The sequence below is a fragment of the Leifsonia sp. 466MF genome (assembly GCF_900100265.1).
GTDB lineage: Bacteria > Actinomycetota > Actinomycetes > Actinomycetales > Microbacteriaceae > Leifsonia.
The window spans coordinates 1,410,757-1,436,327 of the sequence record NZ_LT629696.1; the positions used below are offsets into that span (position 1 = coordinate 1,410,757).

Here is a 25,571-nt window from a genome sequence, read left to right on the forward strand (position 1 = left end):
GGATCAGATTCCGAGGTTGGCCTCGAAGTTGCCGCCCTCGAGACGGTTCTTGACCGCGACGAGGAAGCGGGCCGCGTCGGCGCCGTCCACGATGCGGTGGTCGTACGAGAGAGCCAGGTACACGGTCGAACGGATGGCGATCGAGTCCGTGCCGTCGGCCGAGATGACGACCGGCTTCTTCGTGACGATGCCCGTGCCCAGGATCGCGACCTGCGGGAGGAAGACGACCGGGGTGTCGAACAGGGCGCCACGCGAACCGGTGTTCGTGAGCGTGAAGGTGCCACCGGCGAGCTCGTCCGGCTTGAGCCGGTTGTCGCGGGTGCGCTCGGCCAGGTCGGTGATCTCCTTCGCGAGACCCGCGATGTCGAGCTCCGAGGCGTTGCGCACCACCGGGGTGAGCAGGCCGCGCTCGGTGTCGACCGCGATCGACATGTTCTCGTGGTCCGGGTACACGATGCTGTCGCCGTCCACCGTCGCGTTGATGACGGGATACGTCTTCAGCGCCTCGGCCGCGGCCAGGGCGAAGAAGGGCAGGAAGGAGAGCTTCACACCGGTCTTGGCGAGGAAGTCGCCCTTCACGCGGTCGCGGAGAGCGGCGACCTTCGTGACGTCGACCTCGACGACGCTGGTGAGCTGCGCGGTCGACTGCATCGAGACGACGGCGCGCTCGGCGACGACCTTGCGGAGACGCGACATCGGCTGGGTCGTGCCGCGGAGCGGCGAGACCTCGGGAGCCGGAGCCGCCTCAGCAGCGGGCGCGCCGCCCTGAGCCGCGGCCGGGGCAGCAGCCGAGAGGATGTCCTCCTTGCGGATGCGACCGCCGACACCGGTTCCGGTGACGGTGGAGAGGTCGACGCCCTGCTCGTTCGCGAGCTTGCGGACGATCGGGGTCACGTAGCCGGCGTTGCCGGCGTGGGCGCCCGATGACGAGCCGCCGGCGGCCGCGGGGGCCTCCTGCGCGGGGGCGGCCTGAGCCGGAGCGGCCGGTGCCGCGGGAGCGGCAGGAGCCGCCTGCGGGGCGGGGGCAGCCTGGGCGGGTGCCGCCTGCTGGGCAGGAGCGACGGGAGCAGCCGGGGCCGGAGCCGCGGGAGCGGCCGCGGCGGGGGCCTGCTGGGCGGGAGCAGCCTGCTGGGCAGGAGCTGCCTCCGCGGGAGCAGCCTGCGGTGCGGGCGCGGCCTGCTCGGCGGCGGGTGCGGCCTGCTCGGCGGGAGCCGGTGCAGCCTCCGCGGGAGCGGCCTCCGCGGGAGCAGCCTGCTCGGCCGGAGCCGCCTCGGCCGGGGCGGCCTCCGCAGGAGCGGCCTCGGCTGCCGGAGCAGCGGGCGCCTCAGCGCCTGCACCGGAGCCGTCACCGATCGTCACGAGCGCAGTGCCCACCTCGACCGTCTCGTCCTCCTGCACCAGGATCTCCTCGATGACGCCGGCGACCGGCGACGGGATCTCGGTGTCGACCTTGTCGGTCGAGACTTCGAGCAGGGGCTCGTCCACCTCGACACGGTCGCCAACGTTCTTCAGCCAGCGGGTGACCGTGCCTTCCGTGACGCTCTCGCCGAGCGCCGGGAGGCTGACGGATTCGCTCATGAGCTTCTCTCCTTCAAAACCTGATCGTTCAGTAGCTTATTGCAGCCGGGTCCGCGCGGCGCGGACCCGGCTGGTCGTCCTAGAGGGTGTGCAGCGGCTTGCCCGCGAGGTACAGGAACGCCTCGCCGAGGGACTCGTTCTGCGTGGGGTGCGCGTGGATGAGAGGAGCGATGTCCTCCGGGTACGCCTCCCAGTTCACCGCCAACTGCGCCTCGCCGATGAGCTCTCCGACGCGCGCGCCGATCATGTGCACGCCGACCACGGGGCCGTCGTTGACACGGACGACCTTGACGCTGCCGTTCGTGCCGATGATCTCGCTCTTGGCGTTGCCCGCCAGGCTGTAGTCGTAGCTGCTGACGCTGTCGGCACCGTACTTCTCGGCCGCCTTGGCCTCGGTGAGGCCGATCGAGGCGACCTCCGGGTCGCAGTAGGTGACCTTGGGGATGTTGACGTCGGGGATGACGATCGGGTTGAGGCCCGCGATCTCCTCGGCCACGAAGATGCCCTGCTGGAAGCCGCGGTGCGCGAGCTGCAGGCCGGGGACGATGTCGCCGACCGCGTAGACGCCGGGGATGTTCGTGTGCAGGCGCTCGTCGGTGATGACGAAGCCGCGGTCCATGGTGACCCCGACCTCCTCGAAGCCGAGACCCTGGGTCAGCGGGCCGCGGCCAACCGCGACGAGCAGGACGTCCGCCTCGACGGTGTCGCCGTTCTCGAGGGTGACGACGACGCCGTTCTCGTCCTGGGTGACGCCCTGGAAGCGGATGCCGAGACGGTAGTCGATGCCACGGCGGCGGAACGCGCGCTCCAGCGACTTGCTGATCGACTCGTCCTCGTTCGGGACGAGGTGCGGCAGCGCCTCGATGATGGTGACCTCGGAGCCGAACGACTTCCACACGCTGGCGAACTCGACGCCGATGACGCCGCCGCCGAGCACGGCCACCTTGCGGGGCACGAAGTCGAGCTCGAGAGCCTGCTCGCTGGTGATCACGCGGCCGCCGATCTCGAGGCCCGGAAGCGAGCGCGAGTAGGAGCCGGTGGCCAGGATGACGTTCTTGCCGACGATCGTGTCGTCGCCCACCTGCACGGTGGTCGGGGAGGTCAGACGACCCTCGCCCTCGATGACGGTGATGCCGCGCGCCTTCACCAGGCCCTGCAGGCCCTTGTACTTCTTGGCGACGATTCCCTTGCGGTACTCGCTCACCCCGTTGATGTCGACGCCCTGCAGCTGAGTCACGATGCCGTACTTCGACGACTCCCGTGAGTAGTCGGCCACCTCGGCCGCGTGGAGCAGCGCCTTCGTGGGGACGCAGCCGCGGTGCAGGCAGGTGCCGCCGACCTTGTCCTTCTCGATCATGCCGACGGTGAAACCGAGCTCGGCCGCACGCAGCGCTGCTGCGTAGCCTCCACTCCCACCGCCGAGCACCACAATGTCAAAGTTCTGCTCAGACACCCAGCTACTCCCTCGCGCATCAGGATCATGTGACACGATTTGCCGCCCAGAGGGGTGGCTCCGGGAGACGTGTTGATGGGCGGGATTTCCCGCCCATACGACCCTACTACTTCCGGGAAAAGCTCTCGGCCAGACGGATGAGCGCCCTTACGCTGACGGCGGACGGTCCCTTTCCGGTGAATCCGTACGGCGCCGCAGGGCTCTTCGCCGGGCCCGCGATGTCGAGGTGCGCCCACGGGATGCGCGGGGCGTCGTCCGCGTCGCCGGTGCGTCCGACGAACTCCTGCAGGAACACTCCCGCGAGCAGAGCGCCGCCCGCCGTGTTGCCCGGGTTGGCGTTCGCGATGTCGGCCACATCCGAGTTGATCGTCGCGCGCAGTTCGCCGGGGAGCGGCATCGGCCAGAGCAGCTCGCCGCTCTCCTTGCCCGCGGTGAGCACCTGGTCGACGAGGTCGTCGGAGCCCATCACGGCGGCGTACCGGGTGCCGAGGGCGACCATCGCCGCGCCCGTCAGCGTGGCGACGTCGACGATCGCGTCGGGCTGCTCCTCGCTGGCGGCGACCAGGCCGTCCGCGAGCACGAGCCGGCCCTCGGCGTCGGTGTTGAGCACCTCGACGGTGCGTCCGCCGCGGATGCGCAGCACGTCGTTCGGTCGGATCGCCGATCCGGACGGCATGTTCTCCGCCAGGCACAGCCACGCCGTCACGCGCACCGGGAGCGCGAGGCGGGCGGCGGCGAGCACGACGCCGAGCACCGTCGCGGCGCCGGTCATGTCGTACTTCATCCCGACCATCCCGGTCGCCGGCTTCAGCGACAGGCCGCCGGAGTCGAACGTGATGCCCTTGCCCACCAGCGCGAGGTGCCGCTCGGCGCCGTCGGGGGAGTAGGCGACCTTGACCAGCCGCGGCGGCCGGGTCGAGCCCTGTCCGACCCCGAGGATGCCGCCGAATCCCTCGACCGCGAGCTGCTCCTCGTCCCAGACGGTCACCGTCACGGGGAGGTCCGACGACGCCGCCTGCGCACGCTCGGCGAACGTCTCGGGGTAGAGGTCGAGCGGGGGAGTGTTCACCAGATCCTTGACGAGCGCAGCAGCCTCGGCGACGGCGGTAGCGCGGGCGATCAGTGCTCCGCTGTCCGACGCGGCGCCGAGCACCTCGACGGACCCGACGGGATCCTTGGTCGCCGCACGGCTCTTCTCCCGGTACTCCGTGAAGGCGTAGGCGCCGAGCGCCGCGCCCTCGAGCACGGCGCCGAGCTGTGCATCGCCCTCGGCGGGGAGATCGAGCGCGACCGCGGCGGTGCCCGCCAGCTGCCGCACGGCACTCCCCGCGGCGTAGCGGAGTGCGTCCTCTCCGCCCTCGGGCAGCCCGATCACCGCGAGCGACGGACCGGAGCCCTGCCCGGGCAGCCGGACCAGCTCGTCCTTGCCTCCACTGAATCCGACATCCCGCAAGTGCTGCGCGAGCTGGTCGCGGTCGGCGCCCGACAGCACGGTCACGCTGTCGCCGGCGACTCGCGCGGCGACGACGAGCACGTCGGCGGGGCCGGAAGGGGTGGATGCGTCGGTCACGGTCAGCGCAGGAACGGTCATGCCTCGACCCTAACGCGCACGCGCGTACCGTCCCGGCCGCCGGCCGTGTTCGCTGTGGGCGTTCCCGCACCCGGCGCGGACCCGGCTCCCCTCGCCGGGGTCCGCTCTAGAGTTGAGGTATGCGTGACCCCGGCGAACTGTTCGAGCTCAACCCGGCACTGGCCGTGCCGGAGGGATTGCCGCTCGTCGCGGGGCTGACCGGCTTCGCCGACGCGGGCTCCGGCGTGAGCCAGCTGGGCACCTACCTGCTCGGCACGCTCGACAGCGAGGTGGTCGCCACCTTCGACGCCGACATCCTTCTCGACTACCGTGCCCGTCGCCCCATCATCTACTTCGATCAGGACCACCTGACCGACTACCAGCCGGCGACTCTCAAGCTGTACCTCGCCTACGACGAGCTGCGTCAGCCGTTCCTCCTGCTCTCCGGGTTCGAGCCGGACTTCCGTTGGGAGGCCTTCACGGAGGCCGTGCTCGGTCTCATCGAGCGCTACAAGGTGAAGAGCGTGACCTGGGTCCACTCCATCCCGATGCCCGTGCCGCACACCCGGCCGATCGGCGTGACGGTGAGCGGCAACAGAACCGACCTGATCGACTCGATGTCCATCTGGAAGCCGCACACTCAGGTCCCCGCGAACGCCCTGCACCTGCTCGAGTACCGCCTGCAGCAGTTGTCGTACCCGATCGCCGGGTTCATCCTGCTCATCCCGCACTACCTCGCCGACACCGAGTACCCGGCCGCGGCCATCGCCGCGCTCGACTCGATCAGCGCGGCGACGGGGCTCATCTTCCCGACCGACCGCCTGCGGCAGGAGGACCGGGAGTTCGTCGCGAACATCGACGAGCAGGTCGCCGGCAACGCCGAGCTCGGCCGCCTGGTGGGAACGCTGGAGGAGCGGCACGACTCCTATATGGAGGACACGCAGCTGCGCTCGCCGCTGACCGACAGCGACGGCGAGCTCCCGAGCGCAGACGAGATCGCAGCCGAACTCGAGAACTTCCTCGCCTTCCGCCGCCACGGCGACGAGGAGAACGGGCGCGGCGAGCGCTGAGCGCACACGCCCGAGTGGCAGCCGCGTCGCCCCGGAGGAGCCCCTCCGGACCGCGGGCATAGGATCATTCGGTGAATTCGCGTCGCTCCTGGGTCGTCTACGGGATCGGTGTCTTCGCCTACCTGATCGCGGTCATGCAGCGCACGACCATCGGCGTCGCCGGTGTGGCCGCGACCGACCGCTTCCACGTCTCCGCGTCCGTCCTGTCGACGCTCGCGGTCGTCCAGCTGATCGTCTACGCCGGGATGCAGGTCCCGGTCGGTGTGCTCATCGACCGGATCGGGTCGCGCGTCCTGATGATCGCGGGAACCGCACTCATGGTGGTCGGGCAGGTCGCCGTCGCACTCGCGCCGAGCATCGCCATCGCGATCGTCGGACGCATCCTGGTCGGGGCGGGTGACGCGACCGTCTTCACGTCGCTGATGCGGCTCACCAACTCCTGGTTCCGCGGGAAGATCGTGCCGCAGCTGTCGCAATGGATCGGCAATGTCGGCCAGCTGGGACAGGTGCTGTCGGCGGTTCCCTTCGCGCTGCTGCTGCACCTCTCCGGCTGGACGGTCGCGTTCCTCACCGCGGCCGGCCTCTCCGTGATCGCGTTGGTGGGCATCGTGGCCGCGGTCACCGACCGGCCGGTGGGGGCGAGCGAGGGCCCCAGGCCGGTCTCCTGGTCGGACTCCCTGCGGCAGCTGCGGATCAGCCTGGCGCGCCCCGGCACGCAGCTCGGGTTCTGGTCCCACTTCGTCACGCAGTCCTCCGGCACGGTGTTCAGCCTCATGTGGGGCATCCCGTTCCTCGTCTTCGCGATCGGCATCGAGCCGGCGGAGGCGTCCGCCCTGCTCACCGTGCTCGTCGGCGCCGGCCTCATCTCCGGGCCGATCCTCGGCATCCTCACCGCCCGCTTCCCGATGCGCCGCAGCAACCTGGTGCTCGGGATCGTCGCCCTGATGGCCGCCGCCTGGACGCTCGTCCTGCTCTGGCCAGGGAAGCCCCCGCTCTGGACGGTGATCGTCCTGATCGCGGCGATCGGCATCGGCGGCCCCGGATCGCTCATCGGCTTCGACTTCGCGCGCACCTTCAACCCGCTGCACAGCCTCGGGTCCGCCAACGGGATCGTCAACGTCGGCGGCTTCCTCGCGAGCTTCGTGATGATGTTCCTGATCGGCGTGTCGCTCGACGTGCAGGCGCACGGAGCGGGCGGGGATGCGGAGCTCTACCAGCTGGACCACTTCCGCTGGGCGTTCGCCATCCAGTACGTGATCGTCGGCATCGGGGTGGGTTTCCTGGTGCACGCACGACGCCGCACACGACGCAGATTGAAGGACGACGAGGGAATAGAAGTGGCCCCTCTGTGGGTTGCACTCGTCGGAGCGTGGAGGAGGCGCGGCGGGCGCGAAGCGCTGTAGGGGCGCAGGCGGCGTCCCGATTCGATCCGATATGGCCGTACGTGGTCGGGGGCTCACGTGGAACGTGCAATAATTGACGTCTGGACCCGTTCATGTCCCTGGGCCGGAGCATTCGACGATGCCCGGCGCAATCACCCAGGACTTGACATGGGTCTTAGTAGTGTCCGCACGCAAACCCTGAGCCAGGCTCGGCCGTCAGGATCCCGGCCCCTCTGCTTGGTATGAAAGGTGTTCACATGGCAACCCGTGCAGCAACGAAGACCCGCGATGCGGAGGTCGAGGTCGAAGAGACCGTGACCGTCGCCGCGGACGAGACGGCGAAGCCCGCCAGGAAGACCGCCACGAAGGCGGCTCCGAAGAAGGCTGCGACGAAGACGGCTGCGAAGAAGCAGACCGCGTCGAGCAAGGCGAAGGGCAGCGCGGCGGACGACGACGACGAGATCGACGACGACGCCGAGGTCGAGATCGACGTGGAGGACGTGGCCGTCGTCGCGGACGACGACGCGGCGGCGGACGACACCGACGACGCGGAGACGACCGACGAGGCCGACTCCGACGACGCCGATGGCGACGAGACCGAGGGCAAGACGCCCGCGATCACCATCCCGGTCGGCGACATCCCGCTGCCGACGGACGCGCTCGTTCTGCGCGCCGTCGACGAGGACGACGACATCCCCGTCTACTCCTCGACGATCACCGGCGCGACGGCCGACCCGGTCAAGGACTACCTGAAGCAGATCGGTAAGGTGCCGCTGCTGAACGCGGCCGAAGAGGTCGAGCTCGCCATGCGCATCGAGGCCGGTCTGTTCGCCGAGGACAAGCTCGCGAACACCCCGAACCTGAGCAAGGAGCTGGAGCGCGAGCTGAAGTGGGTCGCCCGCGACGGCCAGCGCGCGAAGAGCCACCTGCTCGGCGCGAACCTGCGCCTCGTGGTGAGCCTCGCCAAGCGCTACACCGGTCGCGGCATGCAGTTCCTCGACCTCATCCAGGAGGGCAACCTGGGCCTCATCCGTGCCGTCGAGAAGTTCGACTACACGAAGGGCTTCAAGTTCTCGACCTACGCGACGTGGTGGATCCGTCAGGCGATCACCCGCGCGATGGCGGACCAGGCGCGGACCATCCGCATCCCGGTCCACATGGTGGAGGTCATCAACAAGCTGGCCCGCGTGCAGCGCCAGATGCTGCAGGACCTGGGCCGCGAGCCCACCCCCGAGGAGCTGTCGAAGGAACTCGACATGACCCCGGAGAAGGTCATCGAGGTGCAGAAGTACGGCCGCGAGCCCATCTCGCTCCACACCCCGCTGGGTGAGGACGGCGACAGTGAGTTCGGCGACCTGATCGAGGACACCGAGGCGGTCGTCCCGGCCGACGCGGTGGGCTTCACGATGCTGCAGAAGCAGCTGGAGAGCCTGCTCGACTCGCTCTCCGAGCGCGAGGCGGGCGTCATCCGCATGCGCTTCGGCCTCGGCGACGGGATGCCGAAGACGCTCGACCAGATCGGCGACACATTCGGTGTGACGCGTGAGCGCATCCGCCAGATCGAGTCGAAGACGATGGCGAAACTGCGTCACCCGTCGCGCTCGCAGTCGCTGCGCGACTACCTCGAGTAAACCGGTGCGCTACCGACTGGCGGTCATCGCCGGCCGCCTCGCCCGCTGGCTTCTGCGCCTGCGGGGAGGCGGCTCCGCGGTCCCCGGCCGTGTCGCGCTGGCCATCGCACCGAAGTTCCTGGAGCGTGCGGTCAGCCGCCTTCCGCTCGGCGTCGTCTTCGTGTCCGGCTCGAACGGCAAATCCACGACGACGAACATGCTCACCGCGATCCTGCGGGAGCACGGTCTCGACGTGTTCACGAACCCGTCCGGCGGCAACCTCCCGCAGGGCATCGCGTCCGCGCTGCTCGCCGACGTGCCGCTCGACGGCTACGTCCGAGGCGACGTCGGTGTGATCGAGGTGGATGAGGCCTACGGCGTCGACCTTGCGCGCGTGCTGAAGCCGCGCGGCTCGCTGCTGCTCAACGTCCAGATCGACCAGCTGAACCGCTTCTTCGAGCCGACCCGCGTGATCGGCATGCTGCGTTCCATCGCCGAGGGCTCCTCGGAGTTCGTGGTCGTGAACGCGGACGACGACAGCCTCGCCCGGGTGGGCGCCGAGCTGGCCGCGCAGGGGCGCGACGTCTCCACGTTCGCCGTCGCGCCGTCCATCATCGAGTCGTCGCCCAATGGGCTGGCCAACGTCAAGGACCTCTCGGGCGCGGCCGCCGGCGCTCTGCCCATCCCGTCGGTGTTCGTCAGCAAGCTCGAAGTGCAGAGCGCTCAGCTGACCATCGGCGGCGAGAACGTCCGCATCGGCCTGCCCGCGCGCGGCCTGCACTACGCGGTGGATGCGGCGGGCGCGACCGCGATGGCGCGCCGGCTGCTCGGCGACCGCTTCCAGCCGAACGCCGTCGTCGCCGCCATGGCGGCCCTCCGCACGGTCTACGGCCGTGGGGAGACGCTGCACGTCGGCGACGAGGACATCGAGATCATCATGATGAAGAACCCGCCGAGCCTCCAGCTGAACCTCGACTACCTGAGCGAGTCTCCGGAGCAGGTGTTCGTCTCGGTCGACGAGGGCACGCCCGACCCGTCGTGGGTGTACGACATCGACTTGTCGAAGCTGACCCACGTGGATGTGGTGTCCGGCACGAAGGCGTGGCAGTTCGCGACGCGCTTCGCCTACGCGGGCATCGACGTCGACCAGGTCGTGCCGGAGCTGAAGCCCGCGCTGCAGGCGTTCCTGGCGCTGCCGAAGCCGTCGCGCGGCACCAAGACGATGATCGTGAACTACGAGCAGATGATGCTCATCCGCAAGCAGCTCGGCTTCCTCGACCTGGAGGGCGGCGAGCGATGACCGTGCTGCGCATCCTGCACCTGTACCCGGCCGAACTCGGGATCAACGGCGACGCGGGCAACGTGCTCGCGCTGGCCGAGCGGGCTCGTTGGCGCGGAGTCGACGTCGACGTCGTCGATCACGCGCCCGGCGCCGAGCTTCCCGCCGCCGTGGACCTCGTCCACATCGGTTCGGGTCCGCTGTCGGCGCAGCGCGCCGTTCACGACGACGTTCTCCGGATCGCGCCGCAGCTGCGCCAGTGGCGGGATGCCGGGGTGCCGTTCGTGGCGATCGCCGGAGGCTGGCAGCTGCTCGGAACCCAGCTCGAGACCCCGGAGGGCGAGGTGCTCGCCGGTGCCGCGGTCTTCCCGACGCGCGCCGCTCTCGGTGGCAAGAGGCACGTCGGCGAGATCGTGGTGCGGCTGGCGGACGGCACGACCATCGCCGGCTTCGAGAACCACTCGGCCCGTACCGTTCTCGACGGCGCCGAGCCGCTCGGCCGCGTCGTGCGCGGCACGGGCAACGACGGCTCGGTGGAGGGCGTCCTGGTCGGATCCTCGATCGGCACCCACCTGCACGGTCCGTTGCTGCCGATGAATCCCGTCCTGGCCGACCGGCTGCTCAGCACGGCCCTGCGCGGCGAGCTGCCGCCGGTGCCGCAGACGGAGCGCGTCGACCGCTACGCGACCAACGCGCGGCGCGCGATCGCGGACCGCCTCGGCGTCTCCCTCTGACTCACGCCGACAGCTCCGGACTTTTTCGCGCCCGTGCCGGCGTGTCGGCCGAAAAACTCAGGAGCGGTTGGCTGGGGTCAGTTGACGTAGACGCGGGGGACCCGGGTCGCGACGCCGGTGATCATCTCGTCGGCGATCGTCTCCGCCCAGTCGGCGTATTTCTCGGCGGTGGGCTCGCCGTCCGTGCCCGGTCCGAACAGGATGGCGGTGTCGCCGACCTCGACGCGGTGCGCGCCCGCGTCCACCAGCATGCTGTCGGCGGCGACCTCGATGACGGGGCAGCGGCGGCCGTTCAGCTGAATGGATGTCTTGGCGATTCCCAGCGTCGGAACGCCGTCTGCGTAGCCGATCCCGAGCCGGGCGTGCGTCGTACCGCCGACGTGCACCTCGGTGACGGGAGCCTCCAGCCGCATCGCGGGGATGAGGCCCAGCTCGCCGCCGGTCGAGTCGTCGAACGGGGAGAAGCCGTACGCGGCGATGCCGAACCGCACGAAATCGAATCGCGCCGCCGGCATTCGGATGCCGGCGGAGCTCGCGGCCAGGTGCAGCACCTGGAACGATGCTCCCAGGCGCTCCGCCTGGACGACCGCGGAGCGGAACTCGGCAAGGGCCGCCTCGTCGTCGGCGAGCGAGGCGTCGGCCAGGTGCGACCAGGCGGCACGGATGCGGATGACGCCGCGCTCCTGCAGGTCGAGGGCGGCACGGATCAGACCGGGCCACTCCTCGCGAGTGGCGCCGTTGCGGCTGAGGCCGGTGTCCACTTTGAGGTGCACGACGGCGGGACGGTCGGCACCGGCCGCGGCGATGGCCTCCAGCTGCCAGAGCGCCGAGATGCCGAGTTCGATGTCCGCCTCGATGCCCGCGCGCCAGTCGGTGTCCTGACCGTGCAGCCAGGCGAGGAGGGGGACGGTGACGCCCGCATGCCGGAGGACGAGCCCGGCCGGGATCTCGAGCACGGCGAGCGAGGTCGCTCCGGCCTCCAGGCCCGCCTCGGCGACCGGGAGGAGTCCGTGGCCGTAGGCGTCCGCTTTTACGGCGAGCATGGTCTGCGCCGGCGCGATGAGCCGCGTCAGGTGGGCGACGTTGTGCCGCACGGCGGCGAGGTCGATGACGGCGCGGGGGAGCGGCTCGGCGACGGCGTCCACGATGGTCACGCGCTGTACGTCCTCTCGATGCGCCGGCCCAGCCGGCTCGTGATGACCGGAGCCGCGACGCCCAGCGCATCCGCCCAGTCCCGCACGGTCGGTTCTCCGCGGTCCGGGTCGCCGAACAGGATGACGGGGTCGCCGGGCGCGGCGGAGTCGTCGCCGATGTCGACGACGAACTGGTCCATGGCGATCCGTCCGGTGATGCGGCCGACGGTGTCGCCGACCTTCACGGGCGCCTTGTTGGAGGCGACGCGCAGGATGCCGTCGGCGTAGCCGAGCGCGACCAGCACGAGGGTGCTGGGCCGAGCGGTGCGGTACGTGTAGCCGTAGGAGACGCCGCGATCGGCGGGGACGCGCTTGACGGCGATGATCTCGCCTTCGAGGCGCATGGCCGGGGCGGACGGGCGGTCGGCGTCGAGCCCGAAGAGCTGAGGGCCGAGGAGAGCGCCTGCGGGCGTGGATGCGGGCCGGCGGCTGCCGACGGTCGCCTCGACGGGCAGACCCTCGTCGGCGATGGCCGCGGCATCCTCGACCCGGGAGACGAGAAAACCGCCGACCCCCGCATCCGTCAGCGCACGAGCCACGGGGATGAGCCCGTGTCCGTACGCGTCGGCGCGGAGATCGGCGGTGCAGTCGGGGAGCGATGCGATGGCGGCGGCTGCCGTCGAGCGGATGACGGAGAGGTCGATGTGGGCGCGTCTGCGCACACCCGTTCCTGGTGTCATCCTCCGGTCAGCCTCGCGATTCGCGATGCGGCCGCGTTACGCGCGCTGCTCTTCGAACAGGCGAGCGGTCTCGTCGTGCCAGCTGTGGGCGATCTGAGACAGCTTCTCCTGGTGCTTCTTGCCGTGGTGGGCGCAGAAGAGAAGTTCGCCGTTATTGACAACGACACGGATGTACGCCTGCGCTCCGCAGCTGTCGCAACGGTCCGCGGCCGTCAACTGCGGCCCCGATGCGAGCTCGTCAACCGCCCCGTTCTCCGAGGTGAGTGTCGACATGTGATGCTCCTTTCCGTCGCAACCGCTTGAACTCGGTACGTCTATAGAACCACGGATGCCGGGCAATCAGGCGCGCATTGGCTGCTATTTCGCTCAACGCGTAGCCTCGGCGCCCGACTCGTGTCGGTGACGTAGGCTGCGCCGCCCGGCGCTTACTCTGGAGAGGCACGTGCGTCCGCACCCGGATGGGCGCACCGGAACCACAAGGAGCACCCGTGGCGAGTTCGGACTATTCGGCCAGGCACCTCTCGGTGCTCGAGGGGCTGGAGGCCGTGCGCAAGCGCCCGGGCATGTACATCGGCTCCACCGACTCCCGCGGTCTGATGCACTGCCTGTGGGAGATCATCGACAACTCGGTGGACGAGGCCCTTGCCGGTCACGGGTCCGACATCGAGGTCATCCTGCATGCCGACGACAGCGTCGAGGTGCGCGACCGCGCCCGCGGCATCCCCGTCGACATCGAGCCGAAGACGGGCCTCTCGGGTGTCGAGGTCGTCTTCACCAAGCTGCACGCCGGCGGCAAGTTCGGCAGCGGGTCGTACGCGGCCTCCGGTGGCCTGCACGGCGTCGGCGCCTCCGTCGTGAACGCTCTGTCGGAGCGCCTCGACGTCGAGGTCGACCGCGACGGCAAGACGTGGGCCATGTCCTTCCACCGCGGCGAGCCCGGCATCTTCGACGACAAGAAGGGCGAGCCCGGCCCCGACAGCCCGTTCACCCCGTTCGTCAGCGGAAGTGAGCTGCGGGTCGTCGGCAAGGTGGCGAAGGGCGTCACCGGTACGCGCATCCGCTACTGGGCCGACCGCCAGATCTTCACGAAGGGCGCCGAGTTCTCGACGGACGACCTCGTCGGTCGCGCCCGGCAGACGGCGTTCCTCGTTCCCGGCCTCTCCATCTCCATCGACGACAAGCGCCCGGGAGCGGACGGTGCGGAGACGGGCCGAACCACCTTCCGCTACGAGGGCGGCATCTCGGAGTTCGTCGACTTCCTCGCGCCGGACAGCCCCATCACGGACACGTGGCGGCTCACGGGTGAGGGGCACTTCACCGAGACCGTCCCCGTGCTGTCGGAGACCGGCGCCATGCTGCCCACCGAGCTGAGGCGCGACTGCCAGGTCGACATCGCACTGCGCTGGGGCACCGGGTATGACACGGTCATGCGCAGCTTCGTCAACATCATCGCGACGCCGAAGGGCGGCAGCCACCAGGCCGGATTCGACCAGGGGATGCTGAAGTTCCTCCGCCAGCAGGTGGAGCAGAACGCGCGGCGGCTGAAGGCGGGGAACGACAAGCTCGAGAAGGACGACGTCATGGCCGGTCTCACCGCCGTCCTCACCGTCCGCCTTCCGGAGCCGCAGTTCGAGGGTCAGACCAAGGAGATCCTCGGGACGCCCGCCGTGCGTGCCATCGTCGCCAACGTCGTCCAGAAGGCCATGGCCGAGCGGTTCGGGTCGTCGAAGCGCGACGACAAGGCGCAGTCGGCGCTCGTCCTCGACAAGGTCGTCGCCGAGATGAAGTCCCGGATCTCGGCGCGCGCTCACAAGGAGACGCAGCGCAGGAAGAATGCGCTCGAGACCTCCTCCCTCCCTGCGAAGCTGGTCGACTGCCGCTCCAACGACGTCGCCAACAGCGAGCTGTTCATCGTCGAGGGCGATTCGGCGCTCGGCACCGCCCGGCGGGCGCGCGACAGCGAGTACCAGGCGCTGCTGCCCATCCGCGGCAAGATCCTGAACGTACAGAAGGCGTCCATCTCGGACATGCTGTCGAACGCCGAGTGCGCGGCGATCATCCAGGTCATCGGCGCCGGCTCCGGCCGCAGCTTCGACCTGTCGGTCGCCCGGTACGGCAAGGTCATCATCATGTCGGATGCGGATGTCGACGGTGCGCACATCCGCACGCTGCTGCTGACGCTGTTCTTCCGTTACATGCGGCCGATGATCGAGGAAGGCCGGGTGTTCGCCGCGGTGCCGCCGCTGCATCGCGTCGTGGTCGTCAACCCCGGGTCGAAGCCGAACGAGACGATCTATACGTACTCGGAGGCGGAGCTGCAGGCCGTGCTCGCCGACCTCAAGAAGCGCGGCAAGAAGTACCAGGAGCCGATCCAGCGGTACAAGGGACTCGGCGAGATGGATGCGGACCAGTTGGCGACAACGACGATGGATCGGGCGCACCGGACGCTGCGGCGCGTGCGCGTCCCCGACGCCGAGGCGGCGAACCGCGTCTTCGAGCTGCTGATGGGCAACGACGTCGCCCCCCGCAAGGAGTTCATCATCGCGGGCGCCGACGACCTCAGCCGAGCCCGCATCGACGCCTGACCCGCTCCTCCAAGCCAACAGCTCCTGAGTTTTTCGCCTTTTCGACCGCTTTTCGAGCGAAAAACTCAGGAGCTGTTGGCTTGGGACGGGGGAGGGGCGCGGGGTCAGCCGATGCGGCGGCCGATGGAGCCGACGACGGTGTCGAGCGGGGTGCCCGAGCCGTCGCGACGCGAGCCGCCCTCGGGGAGGTTCCGCGCGGCACCGTCCGGCGCGACCGCGTGAGCGGGTGCCGGGCCGGCCCAGGCGAGCACGAGCTCGCTCTCGCCCTTGAGGAACCGCTGCGCTCGCACACCGCCGGTCGCGCGTCCCTTCGCCGGGAACTCCGCGAAGTCGCTGACCTTGGCCGTGCCGGGGTCGGCGCCGGGGAGCGTGGCGTCGCTGGCCGCGATGGTCGCGACGACCGCTGTCTCGGCCTCCTCGGCGGAGACGGCACCGAAGTAGATGACGCGCGCGCCCGCACCGAGGTTGATGCCCGCCATTCCGCCGGCCGCCCGGCCCTGCGGACGCACGCTCGACGCGGCGAACCGCAGCAGCTGGGCGTCGCTGGAGACGAACACGAACTCGTCCGCGTCCGTGACCGTCGTGGCCCCGACCACCTCGTCGCCGTCCTTGAGCGAGATGATCTCGAACTCCGGCTTGTTCGCCCAGTCGCCCGCGGCCACACGCTTCACGACGCCTTGGGCGGTGCCGAGCGCGATCGTGCGCTCCGAGTCGAGTGAGGCGAGGGCGAGGATGCGCTCCTTCTTGTCCGCGAGCGCGAGGTAGTCGCCGACTTTCACCCCCGCGGCCAGCTGGATGGAGTTGGCCGGCACAGCGGGAAGGTCGACGGGGGAGAAGCGGATGAGCCGGCCGCGGTTCGTCACGGCGCCGATCTCGCTGCGGCTGGTCGTGTCCAGCTGCGACAGGATGGCGTCGTGCTTGCTGCGGCGGGCCGGCGCCTGGATGCGGTCGAGGCCGTCCTCCGCTCCGTCGGCGCCTGCGACGGCATCCACGCGCAGGATGCGCCCGGTCGTCGACAGGAACACGCGCGTGGGCACGTCGGCGACCTCGAGCTGCACAGTTGCCGCCTTGCTGCGCGATGCGCCGGCGATCGACGGCTTGGCCTCGGTGAGCAGGGTGCGGCGCGGGGTGCCGAACGTGGCGGCCACTCGCTCCAGCTCGTCCGACACCAGGTCGTTGATGGCCTGGCGCGACGCGAGCAGCGCCTCCAGCTCGTCGATCTCGCGGCGGAGTTGGTCGCGCTCGGTCTCGAGCTCGATCCGGCTGAACTTGGTGAGACGGCGCAGCCGCAGCTCGAGGATGTAGTCGGCCTGCAGCGTACTGAGGTCGAACACCTGCATCAGGCGGCCGCGCGCCTGCTCCGTGTCGTCGGACGTGCGGATGACCTGGATGACCTCGTCGATGTCGAGGATGGCGATGAGCAAGCCTTCGACCAGGTGCAGCCGCTCTTTGCGGCGGGCGAGGCGGAACTGCGAGCGGCGGGTGACCACGCTGATGCGGTGGTCGAGGTACACCTGCAGCAGGTCGCGCAGGCCGAGCGTCTGGGGTCCGCCGGCGACCAGGGCGACGTTGTTGATCGCGAAGCCCTCTTCGAGCGGCGTGTACCGGTACAGCTGCTCGAGCACCGCCTCCGGGCTGAACCCGGTCTTGAGGCCGATGACCAGCCGGAGGCCGTTCTGGCGGTCGGAGAGGTCGGTGACGTCGGAGATGCCGTTGAGCTTCTTGGCGTTGACGCCGTCCTTGATCTTCTCGATCACCTTCTCGGGGCCCACCAGGTAGGGCAGCTCGGTGACGACGAGGCCGCTCTTGCGCGCGGTGATGGATTCGACGGTCACCTTGGCGCGCATCCGGAAGCTGCCGCGACCGGTGGCGTAGGCGTCGCGCACACCGGCGAGGCCCGCGATCGTGCCCCCGCCGGGGAGGTCGGGGCCGGGGACGTACTCCATCAGGTCGTCGAGGGTGGCGTCCGGGTTCTCGAGGAGGTGGCGGGCGGCCCCGACGACCTCGATGAGGTTGTGCGGCGCCATGTTCGTGGCCATGCCGACGGCGATGCCGCTCGCGCCGTTGACGAGGAGGTTGGGGAAGGCGGCCGGCAGCACATCGGGCTGCATCAGCTGGTTGTCGTAGTTGGGGACGAAGTCGACGACGTCCTCGTCCAGGTCCTCCGTCATCGCGAGGGCGGCGGCGGCGAGGCGTGCCTCGGTGTATCGGGCGGCCGCGGGGCCGTCGTCGAGCGAACCGAAGTTGCCGTGCCCGTCGACCAGCGGGACGCGGAGGGTGAAGTCCTGCGCCATCCGCACCAGGGCGTCGTAGATGGCGCTGTCGCCGTGCGGGTGCAGCTTTCCCATGACCTCGCCGGTGACACGCGCCGACTTCACGTGGCCGCGGTCGGGGCGGAGGCCCATCTCCGTCATCATGTACAGGATGCGGCGCTGCACGGGCTTGAGGCCGTCGCGGGCGTCGGGGAGGGCCCGCGAGTAGATCACCGAGTAGGCGTATTCGAGGAACGAGCCCTGCATCTCGGTCGTGACGTCGACGTCTTCGATGCGTTCCGTCGTTCCGGCGGCGGGCTTGTCGTCTGCAGGTGTCATTCGGGCATTCTGTGCGGTGCGAAGGGGCGGGGGCGGCTTGTCGGGCGGCGGGATCGCTGTGCCAGACTGGGCCGGATGCCCCCCATGCTACCGGCCGCGTTCACGACGAGAGCGAGCCTCGCCACGGTTCTGCCGAGTTCGCTCGCCGCGCTCTCGGGAGAGACGAACGACCTCGGACTTCCCCGGATGGAGCACGTCGTCGTCATCGTGGTCGACGGGCTCGGCGCAGCGGCCCTCCGTGCCCGCGCCGGGCATGCGAGGACGCTCGCCCCGCTGCTCGGGAAGACGACCACGATCGACGCCGGGTTCCCGACGACGACGGCCGCAGCGCTCGCCACCCTGACGACCGGGACGACGCCCGGCGAGCACGGCCTGGTCGGCTACCGCGTGCGTGACGGCGCCGGCCGTCTGACGAACCAGCTGACCGGCTGGGACGAGCGGATGGATCCGCAGAGCTGGCAGCGGTCGCGCACGGTTTTCGAGCAGGCCGCGGAGCGGGGCGTCACGCCGCGCGCGATCGCCCTCCCGAAGTTCTCCGGCACCGGTTTCACCGCAGCCGTGCTGCGCGGGGCGGAGTTCGTCGGCGTCCAGTCGATGGCCGACCGGTTCGCCGCGGCGGCCGACGTGTTGGCGACTGCGGGGCCGGGCCTCACCTATCTCTACGTCGCCGAGCTCGACCAGCTGGCGCACGCCCGCGGCTGGGAGTCGTCGGAGTGGACGGCCGCCCTGGAGACCCTGGATGCGCTGGTCGCCGACTTCGCCCGCCGCCTCGGCCCGGGGCGCGGCGCGCTGCTGACCGCCGACCACGGCGCGGTGGATGTGCCGGAAAGCGGCCACATCCTGTACGACACAGCGCCCGAGCTGATGCAGGACGTGGCGGACATCGCCGGCGAGCCGCGCCTGCTGCACCTCTATGCCCAGGACGGCGCCTCACCGGTGGCCGTCGCCGAGCGCTGGCGCGACGCCGAAGGCGACCGGTCGTGGGTGGCGACGCGCGCCGAGGCGGTCGACGCCGGCTGGTTCGGCGAGCGGGTCGACCCCGAGGTCGCACCGCGGATCGGGGATGTGCTGGTCGCTGCGCGCAAGCGCATCGCGTACTACGACGGCCGCGACCCGCAGCGGACCGGCCGCAACATGGTCGGCCAGCACGGCTCGCTCACGCCGGAGGAGACACGGGTTCCGCTGCTGCGGTTCGGAGCGGCAGGCTAGGCCAGGTCGTCGTCCGTTCGGGCGCCGAAGACGATCTCGTCCCAGCTCGGCATGGCTGCCCGGCCCTTCTTACGCGACGGCTGCGGGCCCGAGTCGTTCGACGGGCCGCCGTTCGACGGGCCGCCGTTGGACGGACCGCTCGGCGGCGCCGGAACGTCGAGGGGGAGCGGCGGCTGCTCGGCCGCGGGCGGACGCTCGTCGATGAGACGGAACGGCGTCGCGGCCGGGGCCGGCGTGACCGGGGCCTCGGTCGACGCCGTCGGCACGACATCCAGCGGTGCCGCATCGGTCGGCGTCGGGCGGTCCTCGTAGCCGGCGGCCTCCCTCTCACCGCGGCGGCGGCGCAAGGCCTCCAGCAGGTCGGCGGTCTGGTGCAGGTCGCGCGGGGCACCGTCGTCGGCGCGCTTGATGGCCGAGACGGTGATCGAGTTGTTGGCGCCGGGCGTTCGGCCCTGCGGCAGCGGCTCGATGGGCGCGGTGATCTCCGGACCCATCAGGTCGGCGGCCGGGGCGGGGAACGTGAAGGCTCCGCTGTCGAAGCGGGAGCTGTCCGGCTCGCCCTCGTGCGGGAGCACGGCACGCAGCCGGGGGATGAGTGAGCCGCCGCGCAGCTCTCCGGCCTGCGACAGCGTGGTCGCCTCCGAGTTGAGCGGTGCGAGGGCGTGCTTGCGCGCGTCGTACGACCAGCGGGCGTCGTGGTCGATCGTGTCCGCCGTGAACTCCAGCTTCACGATCCAGCCGGTCTCGCTGTCCTTCCAGCTCGCCCAGCGCTCGCCCGCGACACCGAGCGATGCGAGGCGGTCGCGGATGACCGAGCCGAACGTCTCGGCTTCGCCGAGCGGGTCGACGGCGTCCGAGGTGTGCACGGGGACGCTGAGGGCGCTCGCGACGATGTGCTCGCGCTCCGCGATGATCGGTCCCTCGAAGCGCTGCACGTACTCCAGCGGGGCTCCGGTGACCGCGGCGACGTCCTCGGCGGACATGCCGGAACGGATGTGGGCCTGCACTTCGCGCGGTGAGAGTTTGGGCGCGTCGGCGGGCGTCTCCTGCCGCACCTGGCGCACTTTCGACTGCAACGCCTCGTCCACGGCGATGCGGAAACGCTCACCGTCGTCGCCGACGGCGACCAACGCGCCGTTCTCGACCCCGATGACCTTCAAATCCTGCATGTGGATTGCCTTCCGAGCTCGTTCGTACGGCCCCAGGATGCCACGGAGCAGAAGGCATTCCGGGGAATACAGCGGGCGTGCCGGAAGTTGCACACCGAGCAATGCTGAGAGGCTCCTGTTTGGTTTTGCTATTCAGGGGCGATTGATGCAAACTATGGCCGCCGATTGCGAGAATCGGCCGTTACGACGAGAAGTGGATGGGCATGGCAACGGATTACGACGCACCGCGGAAGACCGAGGACGACTCCGAGTCGATCGAGGCCCTCAAGGAGCGTGTCCCGGACAAGATGTCGGGGGTCGTCGACGTCGAAGATGCTGACAACCCCGGTGGATACGAGCTCCCCGGTGCCGACCTCTCCGACCTCGACCTCGACGTCGTGGTGCTGCCTCCTCAGGCGGACGAGTTCACGTGCGTGAACTGCTTCCTGGTGAAGCACCGCTCCCAGATCGATCACGAGACGAAGCTCGGACCGATCTGCGTGGAGTGCGCCGCCTGACGTCGAACGAACTAGGAACTGAGGCGAGCCTCATCGAGAACCCGGACCAGCTGGTCCGGGTTTCTTGTTGAGAGGAGCCAGTAGGGCGCCGGGTCGTCCTGATCCACCACCGGGACCTTCACGACCGGCTTGATCCAGCCGCGGATGAGCAGCCACGCCCGCGCGTCGAGACGGCGGCCGCGCTCCAGGGTCGCGTCGTCGCCGCGGAAGGCCGTCGGCTCGCCGACCAGGTCGAGCGGGATGCGCGCGTGGCCGGCGACCAGCTCCTCCTTCGTCACCCGGATGACCGGCGCCGTCGCGACCAGGAAGATCGCGAAGGCGACGTAGATCGCGATCGCGAGGACGACACCGACGGTGAAGTTGATCGGCGCGAAGACGAGCATGACCGCGGGGATGACGAGCAGGGTGGAGATGAACAGCCAGGGGGTCGCCCAGAGTCGCTCTCGGTACAGGTCCATGACCTCTATTCGATCAGACTTCTGCACTAGCCTCTGACACGTGACCGATACCGTCGACGTCCCGATCATCGCCTCCGCCCTGCCCGCGTACGCGCACCCGGGCGACGCCGGCGCCGACCTGTGCGCCGCGGAGGCGGTGACGCTGGGGCCGGGGGAGCGCTTCACGATGCCGACCGGCGTGTCCATCGCCCTCCCCGACGGCTACGCCGCGTTCGTCGTCCCGCGCAGCGGCCTGGCCATGCGGCACGGCCTCACGATCGTGAACGCGCCGGGGACGGTGGATGCGGGATACCGCGGCGAGATCCGGGTGACCCTTCTCAACACCGACAGGTCGATGCCGTACGATATCGCCGTCGGCGACCGGATCGCCCAGCTGATCGTCATGCCGGTCACGCGGGCCCGGTTCATCCCCGTCGACTCCCTCCCGGACAGCCACCGCGGCACCGCGGGCTTCGGCTCGTCCGGGTACACCGTGACCGAGTCAGGAGAACACGCGTGAGCGACATCAGCGACACCCCTCGTGGAGCCGAGGAGGGCGCAGAGCTCGAGCAGCAGGACGACGGCCTGGAGGCGGAGTTCGAGAAGTCGGCCCCGCCGGACCGCGAGACCGAGGGGCCGCTCGACGAGAGCGAGGCCAACCCGGTGCGCCCGTACGTCGACCTCGGCGGGGTGAAGATCCTCCCGCGCGAGGGTCTGCACCTGCGCCTCGAGGTCGAGGAGGAGACCCAGCGCGTCGTCGCGGTCGGTCTGGACTACGCCGGGTCCACCCTGCAGGTGCAGCCGTTCGCGGCGCCGCGGTCGACCGGACTGTGGCACGAGATCCGCGAGCAGATCACCGACCAGATCCAGCGCCAGGGCGGCCGGGTCTCCGAGCGCGACGGCGCGTTCGGTCCGGAGCTCGTGGCCGAGATCCCCGTTGCGGCGCCCGACGGCGGTCCGGTGGAGACGCGCGTCGCGCGCTTCGTCGGCGTCGACGGCCCGCGCTGGTTCCTCCGCGGCGTGATCGCGGGCGACGCGGCGGTGCAGCCGGAGGCGGCCGCGCTCGTCGAAGACCTGTTCCGCAGCATCGTCGTGGTCCGCGGCTCGGTGCCGATGCCGCCGCGTGACCTCATCCCGCTGCGGATGCCGGCCGCGCCGACGACCGGCAACGAGAACGACTACTCCTCTCTCTAAGGCGCACGCATGACCGATCAGGACCGGCCCGACCGGAAGAGCACGCCGGCCGACCCGGCCGCCACGGCGGAGGGTGCGCCGGGCACAGACCGGACAGGCACAGACGCGCCGGCTCCGGCCCTGGGCGACAGCATCGCCGCGGCCGCGCGGCGCTCGGGTCTCGGGCAGCTGGCGGAGACCGACGCCTCCACCGGCGCGGCGCTCCTCGGCGCACTCGGCGGCATCCGGGGGTTGTGCGAGACGATCCTTCCCGGGCTCGTCTTCCTCATCCTCTTCACCTTCACGCAGAACGTGCCACTGTCGATCGGCTGCTCGGTCGCCGTCGCGGTCGTCTTCACCGTGCTGCGCGTGATCGGCAAGACACCGCTCACGCAGGCGCTGGCCGGCCTGATCGGTGTGGGCATCTCGGCGATCCTCGCGCTCATCACCGGGCGGGGCGAAGACAACTTCCTGTTCGGGATCTGGACCAACGCCGCGTACGCCGCCGGCATCCTCATCTCGATGCTGGTCCGCTGGCCGGTCATCGGGCTCGCCGCCGGCTATCTGATGGGCGACGGGGTCGCCTGGCGGAGCGACAAGCGGAAGTTCCGCGTGATGCAGGCGCTCACCTTCCTGTGGCTGCTGCTCTTCGTCGCGCGGCTCGTCGTGCAGGTACCTCTCTATCTGGCGCACACGGACGAAGCGACCAGCGCGCTCGCCCTCACCAAGCTCCTCATGGGCGTCCCGCTGTACGCGCCGCTGCTGCTCGTGACGTGGTTCGTGGTCAAGGCGCAGTTCCCGCAGAAGGCGGCCGCGCCGCGCCGCACGGCCTCGGGCCGCTAGGGGCGGTCGCAGGCTCGCGGGCGACGGAGGGGGACGGATGCTGGACGCGGGGACGCAGACCGGGCTGACGGCCGCCCAGGTGGCGGAACGGGTCGCGGCGGGTCGCGCGAACACGCAGACGCAGCCGAGCTCGCGGTCGCTGGGCGACATCCTGCGCGAGAACATCTTCACGCTGTTCAACGGCATCCTCACCGCCTGCTTCGTCGCCGTCGTGCTGCTCGGCGACCTGCGTGACGGGTTCTTCTTCGGCATCGTCGTTGTCAACGCGCTGATCGGCATCGTGCAGGAGTACCGCGCCAAGCGCGTGCTCGACCGTGCGGCGCTGCTGGCCGCACCGCACAGCCGCGTGCGCCGCGACGGGGAGGTCGCCACGGTCGCCCTGGAGGACGTCGTGATCGACGACCTGCTCGTGCTGCGCCCGGGCGATCAGATCCCCGCCGACGCCGTGGTGGTGGAGAGCACGGGGCTGTCGCTGGACGAATCGATGCTGACGGGGGAGTCGGACCCCGTGTTCAAGGATGCGGAGGCGCCGCTCCTCTCCGGCTCGCACGTCGTCACCGGCACGGGACTCGCGCTCGTCACGGCGGTCGGGGCCGACTCGTACGCCAGCCGGCTGACCAGCGAGATCCGCAAGCACTCGCTGGTGCGGTCGGAGCTGCGCGAGGCGACCAACCGCATCCTGGTGTACCTGTCGTGGATCCTCGGCCCGCTCATCATCGTGACGGTGATCGGGCGCGTGCTCACCTACGGCGGGTTCTCGGAGATCTTCGTCGACGACCGCTGGCGGCGCGCGCTGCTTGACGCCGTCGCCGCGGTCGTCGGCATGATCCCGGAGGGGCTCGTACTGCTCACGAGCCTCGCGTTCGGCGTCGCCGCCATCCAGCTCGCCACCAAGAAGGTGCTCGTCCAGGAGCTCGCCGCCGTCGAGGTGCTCGCCCGCGTGGATGTGCTGTGCCTCGACAAGACCGGCACCCTGACCACCGGCGAACTCTCCCTGCACGGCACGGAGGTCATCGGCGACGCGGCCGTCGTGGAGCTGGCCGAGACGGCGCTCGCCGCGTTCGGATCGGATGAGGCGGGCAACGCGACGTCCGGGCTGCTCGGATCGCGGTTCCGCAGCGACCGGTTCCGGGTGACCCGGCGCATCCCGTTCAGCTCGGCCACGAAGTACAGTGCGGTGGCGATGACGGTCGACGGCGCCGAGAGCGCGTGGGTGCTCGGCGCCCCCGAGCGTGTGCTGGAGGAGCACCCGGAGGCGCTGGCCCGCGCGACGGAGCTGGCGGCCACCGGGCTGCGGACGCTTGCGCTGGCGCGGGCGGTCGATCCGCTGCCCGCGGACGTCCATCGGCCGCTGACCGGGACGCGGGTCGAGCCCGCGCTGCTCGTGCTCCTCGCCGAGACCCTGCGGCCGGAGGCGCGAGACACCCTCGGCTACTTCCGCGAGCAGGCGGTGCGCGTCGTGGTGATGTCGGGCGACAATCCGGTCACCGTCGCGGCCATCGCGCGCGAGCTCCAGCTGGAGGGCGAGGCTGTGGATGCGTCCACGTTGACGACCGACGAAGCGCTCGCCGCGGCGCTGGACACCGCGAGCGTTCTCGGCCGCGTCAGCCCCGACCAGAAGCGCACGGCGGTCCGGCTGCTCAAGGAGCGCGGCAGGACGGTCGCGATGACCGGCGACGGCGTGAACGACGCGATGGCGGTGAAGGATGCCGACCTCGGCATCGCGATGGGCACCGGCACGGCCGCGACGAAGGCCGTCTCGCGGGTCGTGCTGCTCGACGACCGCTTCGACCGGCTGCCCGATGTGCTCGCCTCCGGACGGCGCGTGATCGCCAATGTGGAGCGCGTGTCGAACATCTTCCTCGCGAAGACGACCTACGGCATCCTGCTCGCCCTCGTCAGCGCTGTCGTCCTGTGGCCGTTCCCGTTCCTCCCACGGCAACTGACGCTCGTCTCGACGCTCGCCATCGGCATCCCCTCCTTCTTCCTCGCGCTCGCTCCCAACAAGCGCATCTACACGCCCGGCGTGCTCGGCCGGGTGCTGAAGTACTCGGTGCCGACCGGCCTCATCGCCGGAGTGACGGCGATCGTCGCCTACGCGCCGCTCTACAGCACCATCCCGCTGCACGAGGCCCGCAGTGTGACCACCGTCGCCCTGTTCTGCGTGTCGCTGTGGATCCTGTGCGTGCTCACGCGGCCGCTGACCGGGATGCGGTGGCTGCTCCTCGCCGCGGTCGCCGCCGCGTTCGCACTGGTGTGCCTCATCCCGTTCACCGCATCCTTCTTCGAGATGCATCTGCAGGCGGACGGGGCGCTGGCGTGGGGCATCGCGGTCGGCGCGGTGGGGGCCGCCGGCGTCGAGCTCTTCTACCGCTTCGCGAAGCGCCGCTCGCTGGTCTTCGACCGCCTCTGAGCGTGCTAGATTTATCTCGACGTCAAGATACTTTCCGGTTCGGCGATTTAGGGTTACCTTGCTGGAAAGGCGCTTCGACGGACGAGGAAGATGGACGAGGCGTGC

21 protein-coding genes are annotated in these 25,571 nt (G+C 70.2%); 12 read left to right on the top strand and 9 right to left on the bottom strand.

Annotated elements, in window-relative coordinates; translation table 11 throughout:
- Nucleotides 1-3: 3 nt before the first annotated feature.
- From sucB to BLR91_RS06725, 3 genes are all read right to left on the bottom strand, one after another.
- Complete coding sequence (gene sucB / locus BLR91_RS06715) at nucleotides 4-1,578, bottom strand: 2-oxoglutarate dehydrogenase, E2 component, dihydrolipoamide succinyltransferase (RefSeq protein ID WP_089876219.1); 1,575 nt, start codon at nucleotides 1,576-1,578, stop codon at nucleotides 4-6.
- A 79-nt stretch (nucleotides 1,579-1,657) separates the two neighbouring features.
- On the bottom strand, nucleotides 1,658-3,031 hold the full coding sequence (lpdA, locus tag BLR91_RS06720; RefSeq protein WP_029043022.1) for a dihydrolipoyl dehydrogenase: 1,374 nt from the start codon (nucleotides 3,029-3,031) through the stop codon (nucleotides 1,658-1,660).
- Nucleotides 3,032-3,137: 106 nt separating this feature from the next.
- Entirely contained in the window at nucleotides 3,138-4,622 is a 1,485-nt protein-coding gene (locus BLR91_RS06725) for a leucyl aminopeptidase (RefSeq protein ID WP_089876217.1), read from the bottom strand.
- 119 nt (nucleotides 4,623-4,741) lie between these two features.
- Here BLR91_RS06725 and BLR91_RS06730 point away from each other — a divergent pair, with 119 nt between their 5' ends.
- From BLR91_RS06730 to BLR91_RS06750, 5 genes are all read left to right on the top strand, one after another.
- Nucleotides 4,742-5,671 (top strand): proteasome assembly chaperone family protein, encoded by a 930-nt coding sequence (locus BLR91_RS06730; protein WP_018191303.1) that lies wholly within the window; start codon nucleotides 4,742-4,744, stop codon nucleotides 5,669-5,671.
- Nucleotides 5,672-5,742: 71 nt separating this feature from the next.
- Nucleotides 5,743-7,074, top strand: coding sequence for an MFS transporter (locus tag BLR91_RS06735; RefSeq protein ID WP_018191302.1), 1,332 nt, complete (start codon nucleotides 5,743-5,745; stop codon nucleotides 7,072-7,074).
- Nucleotides 7,075-7,310: 236 nt separating this feature from the next.
- Nucleotides 7,311-8,684, top strand: coding sequence for an RNA polymerase sigma factor (locus BLR91_RS06740; protein ID WP_018191301.1), 1,374 nt, complete (start codon nucleotides 7,311-7,313; stop codon nucleotides 8,682-8,684).
- Between the two features lie 4 nt (nucleotides 8,685-8,688).
- Complete coding sequence (locus BLR91_RS06745) at nucleotides 8,689-9,963, top strand: MurT ligase domain-containing protein (RefSeq protein ID WP_089876214.1); 1,275 nt, start codon at nucleotides 8,689-8,691, stop codon at nucleotides 9,961-9,963.
- The gene (locus BLR91_RS06750; RefSeq protein WP_089876212.1) at nucleotides 9,960-10,676 is read left to right on the top strand and encodes a type 1 glutamine amidotransferase; all 717 of its coding nucleotides are present in this window, start codon (nucleotides 9,960-9,962) and stop codon (nucleotides 10,674-10,676) included. Before BLR91_RS06745 ends, BLR91_RS06750 begins: the two co-directional genes overlap by 4 nt.
- A gap of 77 nt (nucleotides 10,677-10,753) precedes the next feature.
- On the opposite strand, the gene alr is transcribed toward BLR91_RS06750, so the two are convergent.
- The 3 genes from alr to BLR91_RS06765 are packed head-to-tail and all read right to left on the bottom strand — an operon-like array spanning nucleotide 10,754 to nucleotide 12,822.
- On the bottom strand, nucleotides 10,754-11,830 hold the full coding sequence (gene alr / locus BLR91_RS06755) for an alanine racemase (RefSeq protein WP_089876210.1): 1,077 nt from the start codon (nucleotides 11,828-11,830) through the stop codon (nucleotides 10,754-10,756).
- Nucleotides 11,827-12,531 carry an alanine racemase gene (locus tag BLR91_RS06760; RefSeq protein WP_089876208.1) on the bottom strand — a complete coding sequence of 235 codons (705 nt, stop codon included), beginning with the start codon at nucleotides 12,529-12,531 and terminating at the stop codon, nucleotides 11,827-11,829. The genes alr and BLR91_RS06760 overlap by 4 nt, the downstream gene beginning before the upstream one ends.
- Before the next feature lie 54 nt (nucleotides 12,532-12,585).
- The gene (locus BLR91_RS06765) at nucleotides 12,586-12,822 is read right to left on the bottom strand and encodes a DUF7455 domain-containing protein (RefSeq protein ID WP_018191296.1); all 237 of its coding nucleotides are present in this window, start codon (nucleotides 12,820-12,822) and stop codon (nucleotides 12,586-12,588) included.
- A 215-nt stretch (nucleotides 12,823-13,037) separates the two neighbouring features.
- On the opposite strand from BLR91_RS06765, the gene BLR91_RS06770 reads away from it, so the two are divergent.
- A complete protein-coding gene (locus BLR91_RS06770; RefSeq protein WP_089876206.1) occupies nucleotides 13,038-15,134 on the top strand; it encodes a DNA gyrase/topoisomerase IV subunit B in 2,097 nt (698 codons plus the stop codon).
- 104 nt (nucleotides 15,135-15,238) lie between these two features.
- On the opposite strand, the gene BLR91_RS06775 is transcribed toward BLR91_RS06770, so the two are convergent.
- The gene (locus BLR91_RS06775) at nucleotides 15,239-17,725 is read right to left on the bottom strand and encodes a DNA gyrase/topoisomerase IV subunit A (RefSeq protein WP_089876204.1); all 2,487 of its coding nucleotides are present in this window, start codon (nucleotides 17,723-17,725) and stop codon (nucleotides 15,239-15,241) included.
- Between the two features lie 84 nt (nucleotides 17,726-17,809).
- On the opposite strand from BLR91_RS06775, the gene BLR91_RS06780 reads away from it, so the two are divergent.
- Nucleotides 17,810-18,934, top strand: coding sequence for an alkaline phosphatase family protein (locus tag BLR91_RS06780; RefSeq protein ID WP_089876201.1), 1,125 nt, complete (start codon nucleotides 17,810-17,812; stop codon nucleotides 18,932-18,934).
- Here BLR91_RS06780 and sepH read toward each other — a convergent pair.
- Nucleotides 18,931-20,103, bottom strand: coding sequence for a septation protein SepH (gene sepH / locus BLR91_RS06785; RefSeq protein ID WP_089876199.1), 1,173 nt, complete (start codon nucleotides 20,101-20,103; stop codon nucleotides 18,931-18,933). The genes BLR91_RS06780 and sepH overlap by 4 nt on opposite strands.
- Before the next feature lie 203 nt (nucleotides 20,104-20,306).
- Here sepH and BLR91_RS06790 point away from each other — a divergent pair, with 203 nt between their 5' ends.
- Nucleotides 20,307-20,600, top strand: coding sequence for a DUF4193 domain-containing protein (locus BLR91_RS06790; protein WP_026307201.1), 294 nt, complete (start codon nucleotides 20,307-20,309; stop codon nucleotides 20,598-20,600).
- 11 nt (nucleotides 20,601-20,611) lie between these two features.
- On the opposite strand, the gene BLR91_RS06795 is transcribed toward BLR91_RS06790, so the two are convergent.
- Nucleotides 20,612-21,058: a DUF3093 domain-containing protein gene (locus tag BLR91_RS06795; protein WP_089876197.1), complete on the bottom strand. Its 447-nt coding sequence runs from the start codon at nucleotides 21,056-21,058 to the stop codon at nucleotides 20,612-20,614.
- 40 nt (nucleotides 21,059-21,098) lie between these two features.
- Here BLR91_RS06795 and dut point away from each other — a divergent pair, with 40 nt between their 5' ends.
- The 4 genes from dut to BLR91_RS06815 all read left to right on the top strand — a co-directional run bounded on the left by dut (nucleotide 21,099) and on the right by BLR91_RS06815 (nucleotide 25,466).
- Nucleotides 21,099-21,557, top strand: coding sequence for a dUTP diphosphatase (dut, locus tag BLR91_RS06800; protein WP_018191288.1), 459 nt, complete (start codon nucleotides 21,099-21,101; stop codon nucleotides 21,555-21,557).
- A gap of 65 nt (nucleotides 21,558-21,622) precedes the next feature.
- Nucleotides 21,623-22,231 (top strand): DUF3710 domain-containing protein, encoded by a 609-nt coding sequence (locus BLR91_RS06805; protein ID WP_026307200.1) that lies wholly within the window; start codon nucleotides 21,623-21,625, stop codon nucleotides 22,229-22,231.
- Nucleotides 22,232-22,240: 9 nt separating this feature from the next.
- Nucleotides 22,241-23,053, top strand: coding sequence for a DUF3159 domain-containing protein (locus BLR91_RS06810; RefSeq protein ID WP_089876195.1), 813 nt, complete (start codon nucleotides 22,241-22,243; stop codon nucleotides 23,051-23,053).
- A gap of 37 nt (nucleotides 23,054-23,090) precedes the next feature.
- Nucleotides 23,091-25,466 carry a cation-translocating P-type ATPase gene (locus BLR91_RS06815; RefSeq protein ID WP_089876193.1) on the top strand — a complete coding sequence of 792 codons (2,376 nt, stop codon included), beginning with the start codon at nucleotides 23,091-23,093 and terminating at the stop codon, nucleotides 25,464-25,466.
- The last annotated feature ends 105 nt before the right edge of the window (nucleotides 25,467-25,571 follow it).